The sequence below is a fragment of the Parabacteroides provencensis genome (genome assembly GCF_900232875.1).
In the GTDB taxonomy this organism is placed as follows: domain Bacteria; phylum Bacteroidota; class Bacteroidia; order Bacteroidales; family Tannerellaceae; genus Parabacteroides; species Parabacteroides chinchillae.
Genome location: NZ_LT960488.1, coordinates 363560 through 370000 on the forward strand (window position 1 = coordinate 363560; position 6441 = coordinate 370000).

Genomic DNA, 6441 nt, shown 5'->3' on the forward strand with positions numbered 1-6441 from the left:
ATGCTCATAATAGGTATCGCCGGCGGAACCGGTTCGGGTAAAACCACCGTAGTACGTAAAATTATAGAGAGTCTGCCTGAGGGAGAGGTTGTCCTGCTTCCTCAGGACTCTTATTATAAAGACAGTAGCCATGTTCCTGTGGAAGAACGTCAGAATATAAATTTCGACCACCCCGATGCTTTCGAATGGTCGTTGCTATCCCAGCATGTGACGATGTTAAAAGAAGGAAAGAGCATAGAACAACCTACCTATTCTTTTCTTACATGCACCCGTCAGCAGGAAACCATTCATATAGAACCACGGGACGTGATAATAATAGAAGGCATTTTAGCGTTATGCGATAAGAAATTACGCAATTTAATGGACTTAAAGGTCTTTGTAGATGCCGATTCCGACGAACGTCTGATACGCGTAATCCAGCGTGATGTGGTAGAACGCGGCCGTACGGCAGAAGCCGTAATGGAACGTTACACCCGTGTTCTTAAACCTATGCATTTACAATTCATAGAGCCTTCCAAACGTTATGCAGACCTTATTATTCCGCAAGGTGGCAATAACAAAATAGCCATAAATATTCTGAGAATGTTTATCGAAAAGAACTTAAACTTGAAAAACAGATAAGAAAAGAGGCCTCTTTTTTGTGCAAAGTGTTTGGAGTTATAACTCCAAACACTTTGCACCCATAACTCTAAACACCTTGCAAGCATAACTCTAAACACTTTGCAAGCATAACTCTAAACACTTTGGAGGCATAACTCCAAACTCTTTGGAATTATCCGGTCAATATCCTCCGCCCAAAGCTTTATACAAATAAACAACGGCAAGCAATTCGTCCAATACGGCATTATTCAGACCTACCTGCGCATCAAAATAACCACGCTGTGCGTCCAGCACATCCAGATAACTGATAACTCCATTAATATATTGCAATTGTGCCAGATCCAGATATTTACGTGCCGAAACTTCCAACCGTGCACGCGAAGCCCGTATTTCTTTCACCTTATGAATAGTCACAATAGCATTATTCACCTCCTTAAAGGCTTCCAATACACTTTTCTGGTAACCATATAATTCTTGTTCATAACGGGCTTTCGCCACTTTCACTTTTGCTTTATTTTTTCCCAGGGCAAAAAGGGGCTGCACAAGATCGCCGACAATAAACCAGGCCGGGCTCTTTATAAGATTGCTTAATTCATCACTTTCAAAACCCAGGTTGCCGGTAAGACGGATTTTAGGAAATAGATCCGTACGGGCAACCCCTACCCGTGCATTTGCTTCTCGTAATTGCTGCTCAGCCCGGCGCATATCCGGACGGCGTTCGAGCAATGAAGAAGGAAGACCTACCGGCAAAGTCTCGGGCAAATGCTGGCAGCTAAGAGACAGTCCTTGCGGCGACTTGAATGTATATTCGCCTAACAGCACGGCAAGATCATTCTCCTTCACCTTTATTTCACGTTCCAGACTGGGAATAAGAGTTTCTGTTTTTGCCAATTCCACCTGTGCCTGATTGTAGGCTGTTTCAGATGTGAGGCCTCCTTCATACCGGAGCTTAGCCAACCGTACACCTTCGCGACGTGCCGCCAATGTTTGCTGTACAATATTCAACTCCCTGTCAAGAGCACATAATTCATAATAATTAGCGGCTACCTCGGCTACAAGTGTTAGTTTTAAAGCACGCTGGGCTTCTACAGATTGCATGTAGACAGCAATATCCGCTTCATTCGCCCAACGAAGATTTCCCCACAAATCCAGTTCCCACGACAAAGCTAACTTTGCTCCATATTCAGGATCGGGTTTGGGATCATCACCTCCATAGTTCAGTTTTTCTTTCTGCCCGTATAGCCTGGCATCTACCTGCGGAAACATATTGGCAAAAGAGATACGTTTAGCTGCAATCATTTCTTTCACTTTGGCTGCAGCGATCTTCATATCCTTATTATTTTCCAAAGCCTTATTTATCAGCTCCTGTAAAGTGGAATCAGTATAAAGGCTCTGCCAGGGAATGTCCGAAACGGATGTACTGTCGGCTCCTGTCTCTATTTCCGCCGGAAGATTCAATTCCGGGCGGGCATACTTTTCTCCTATTTTACAGGAAGACAATCCAACCAGAGAAACTGCCAGTACAGCTATGCAATAATGACGTTTAAGAATACGTGCCATACGCAGTTTTCCTCGTATCCTATATATCAATACAAAGAAGAAAGGAACCATCACAATACCTACCGTAATAGCAACCAACATACCAAAAAACACGCCGGTACCTATACTATGACGGGAGGCCGAACCCGGACCGCTTGCCAATACCATAGGCAACATTCCCAGCACGAATGCCAATGAAGTCATCAGGATCGGACGAAACCGCAACTGGGCAGCATGTATGGCTGCCTTCACTACATCCACACCCGAATCGACCTGCACTTTAGCAAATTCTACAATCAGGATTGCATTTTTAGCTGCCAACCCAATCAATGTAACCAAGCCTATCTGAAAGTAAACATCATTTTCCAGTCCCGTAATCCATACACCAAGATAAGCACCTAAAGCGGCTATAGGCAATGACAACAAAACGGCTATAGGCACAATCCAACTTTCATATTGGGCAGCCAGAAACAGAAAGACGAACAGAAAAACCAATGCCATCACGAAACCGGTTTGTCCTCCTGCCTGTTTCTCCTGATAAGACAGACCGCTCCACTCCAAACCTATATTTTCCGGCAAATGCTCGCGGGCAATCCGTTCCATAGCAGCCATCGCTTCACCGGTACTGTATCCTGGAGCTGCAACTGCGTTGATTGACGAAGTAGAAAACATATTGAAACGTTTAATTGTACCGGGACCGGTTGTATACTGTGTTGTTCCCAACGCCGTAAGCGGTACCATGGCTCCGTTCTTGGCACGTACAAAAAACAAACCTATATTATCCTGAGTAGCACGATAAGGTGCTTCCGCCTGGATATATACACGATAAATACGGTTAAACATATTAAAATCGTTCACATATACAGACCCCAGATAAGCCTTCATGGTAGAGAATATATCAGACAACGGAATACCCAGGAACTTTGCCCGGTCGCGGTCAACATCAAAATACAACTGGGGTATCTCGGATTGCATTGCAGACGAAACACCTTGCAACTCCGGTGCTTTCGATGCATAATAAAGAAATGTATCGGTAGCACTAACCAGATTATCCCATGTAGCATCCCCACGGGCTTCCAGTTGCATTTCCAAACCGCCGCTTTCGCCCAAGCCGGGTATGACAGGCGGACGATTAAAATAGGCTTTTATCTCGGGATAATAGTAAAACTCTTTACGGGCAGCCGTCATTACATCCTCTACTTTCATTTCAGAAGATTTGCGTTCTTCCCAAGGTTTCAAAATAACGGTAAGGGTAGCCCGGCTTTGGGATGTTCCTATACGGGGACTACTACCGGTAACATTTTGTACATAGGCAACAGCCGGATGATTTTCAAAGAATTCAATGGCACGGTCAGTCACGTGGCGCATACGCTCCAAAGTTGCGCCTTCCGGCATTTCTAATTCAACCGTAAAGAATCCCTGGTCTTCTTCAGGAATGAAACTGGTAGGCAAAGCACGGTTCAATATAAAAATAGCAACCAACGCCATACCGAAACCTGCCAAAACACGACGGGGATTACGGATTGCTTTCCGCAATAATCTTGTATACGACTTATTCCCTTTGGCTAACCAGATATTTATCTTACGAAAAACAAAAGGCTTCTTTTTATGGGACGGACGTAATAATATAGCACACATAGCCGGACTCAAAGTCAAGGCAACCACTGTCGAAAGTAATACAGAGACCACAATCGTTACCGAAAACTGACGATAAAGCTGTCCTGTTATCCCGCCAAGAAAACTAACAGGCACAAATACAGCAGCCAGCACCATAGAAGTTGCAATCAAAGCCCCCGATAATTCACGCATGGCAAGATGAGTTGCTTCGCGTGCAGATAACTTTTGTTCGGCCATAATACGTTCAACATTCTCTACTACTACTATAGCATCATCCACTACGATACCAATGGCCAGAATCAAACCCAACAGAGTCAACATATTTAAAGAGAAACCCAATATTAGCATAAAGCCGAATGTTCCGATCAAAGATATAGGAACAGCAATTGTCGGTATCAGAGCCGCACGCCAGTTTTGTAAAGAAAGGAATACAACCAGAATCACTAAAAACAGGGCTTCGAAAAGAGTTTTATATACTTCATGCACTGATTGCGAAATATATTCCGTCATATCGAATGGGAAATTGTACTCCAGACCCTCCGGGAAATTCTTGCTGATCTCTTTCATAGCGGCTTTTACATTATCGGCAACCTCCAAAGCATTGGCCCCCGGAAGCATATAAATACCCAGGATAGCTGCATTTTTACCGTTAATTCCACTCTCGGTCGAATACGAAGATGCTTCCAGAGAAACACGGGCGACATCACGCATACGCACAATAGAACCGTCCGGATTAGCACGTACAACAATATCTTCAAATTCTTTTACTGTAGAAAGACGGCCGGGAGCTGTTATCGGCAATGTTATGTCTACATCCAATACAGGCTGTTTTCCCAGCTCTCCGGCAGCCGACTCCCGGTTCTGATCCTTCAGGGCATCTTGCAGATCTTTCACGGTCAGTCCCATATTAGCCAAACGGTCTGGATACACCCATATCTGCATACCATAATAACGGCTGCCAATATTCGACACACGGCCTACCCCTGGAATACGGCGTAATACATCCAATACATTAATCGTAGCAAAGTTGCTAAGATAGATTTCATCAAATTTCGGATCGTCCGACATCAAACTCAGGGTCATAAGTTGACTGGGAGCCTGTTTTTCAATAGTGATACCATTTTGTATAACTTCCGTTGGCAGACGGCTTTCGGCCAGTTTTACCCGATTTTGTATTTCAACAGCCGCCAAATCCGGATCAGCCGATACGTCAAAAGTAACAGTTATACTTAATCCTCCCGAATTAGAACTACTACTCTGCATATAAATCATGCCGGGAGTTCCGTTCAACTCCTGTTCAATCGGGGTAGCAACTGCTTGTGATACAGTCAAGGCACTAGCTCCGGGATAAGAGGCATTGATTTTTACAACCGGAGGTGTAATCTGCGGGTATTGATCTACAGGCAGCATTACCAGACCAATAATACCAATTATAACAATTACGATGGAAAGTACGGTTGAAAAAACGGGACGATCTATAAAAAATCCTGGTTTCATTCTCCGTCCTCCTCTCTTAGTTTTTGTATTGCTTTTTCATCGTTAGCATTAACAGGACGTACCTTAATTCCAGGTGTCAGTTTGTGGTAACCTTCTATAACTACCTCTTCATTTTCACCTAGACCACGCTCCACAACTACTTTATTTCCAATTTCCGGACCTGTCTGAACAAATCGTTTTTCAGCAATACCGTCTTTACGGATAACATAAATGAACGCACCGCCTTTTTCAATACTAAGGGCTTTACGAGGTACTACAATAGCTCTTTCACGCACATCCAACAAAAGTTTCACACGGGTAAATTGTCCGGGTAATAATTTTTGATTTGGATTAGATAGCTCCGCACGAACACCAAAAGTTCCAGTCTGAGGATCGACAAGCGGATCAGAAAAATTTACAATACCCTTCACCGGATATTCAGAATCGTCTGCAAGGGTTACAGTAACAGTTGGTTGCCAGTTGCGGGTAGTATCCTGCTCTCCGAATTTTACATTACGACGCTCTGCACGCAAATAATCCAAAGCCGTCATTTTAAAATCCACTAATACGGTATCACTTTTCACAACAGCTGCCAGTTTAGAATTTACCCCTGGCCCGACCAAAGCACCTACATCCACAAAACGTTCGCTTATATATCCCGATATAGGAGAAGTTACTACCGTATAGCCCAGTTCTAGTTGAGCATTATCTAAATCGGCTTTACTGATAGCGATATTCGCTTCTGCATTTTCAAGAGCAGCAACCGCATTGTCCAAATCAAGCTGGCTGGCAGCATGTTGTTCATATAAAGGCGTAAGGCGTTCTACATCTCTTTTTGCCTTGGCAGCTTGAGCCTGATCTTTCTTCAACTGAGCCTTAGCCTTTTCTACACGGGCTTTATACGGTGCCGAATTGATAATGTAAAGAGGTTCTCCTTGTTTTACTTGCTTTCCCTCTTCAAACAACATTTTTTCAAGGTAACCTTCCACTCTTGCATGTACCTCCACAAAACTGGCAGCACGAATACGTCCTACGTATTCACCAAATATCTGGACATCTTCCTTTGCAGGTTTATCCACAATAACAAGAGGTAATTGCGACTGCTCCTTATTCCGACATCCGGTAAATACAATCAAAAAGGCCACTAAAACAATCTTTGCCTTGACTAATCCTAATTTATCCATTCTATTCCTATAATTATATTCTTGT

Annotated in this window: 3 protein-coding genes; 1 reads left to right on the plus strand and 2 read right to left on the minus strand. The window is 43.6% G+C overall.

The annotated features are described in order from the left end of the window. On the plus strand, positions 1-621 hold the full coding sequence (gene udk, locus CTY47_RS01615) for a uridine kinase (RefSeq protein WP_099463121.1): 621 nt from the start codon (positions 1-3) through the stop codon (positions 619-621). A gap of 159 nt (positions 622-780) precedes the next feature. On the opposite strand, the gene CTY47_RS01620 is transcribed toward udk, so the two are convergent. Together CTY47_RS01620 and CTY47_RS01625 are read right to left on the minus strand one after the other, a co-directional pair. Continuing rightward, a complete protein-coding gene (locus tag CTY47_RS01620) occupies positions 781-5253 on the minus strand; it encodes a multidrug efflux RND transporter permease subunit (protein WP_099463122.1) in 4473 nt (1490 codons plus the stop codon). Continuing rightward, the gene (locus tag CTY47_RS01625) at positions 5250-6416 is read right to left on the minus strand and encodes an efflux RND transporter periplasmic adaptor subunit (RefSeq protein WP_099463123.1); all 1167 of its coding nucleotides are present in this window, start codon (positions 6414-6416) and stop codon (positions 5250-5252) included. The genes CTY47_RS01620 and CTY47_RS01625 overlap by 4 nt, the downstream gene beginning before the upstream one ends. Positions 6417-6441 lie beyond the last annotated feature (25 nt).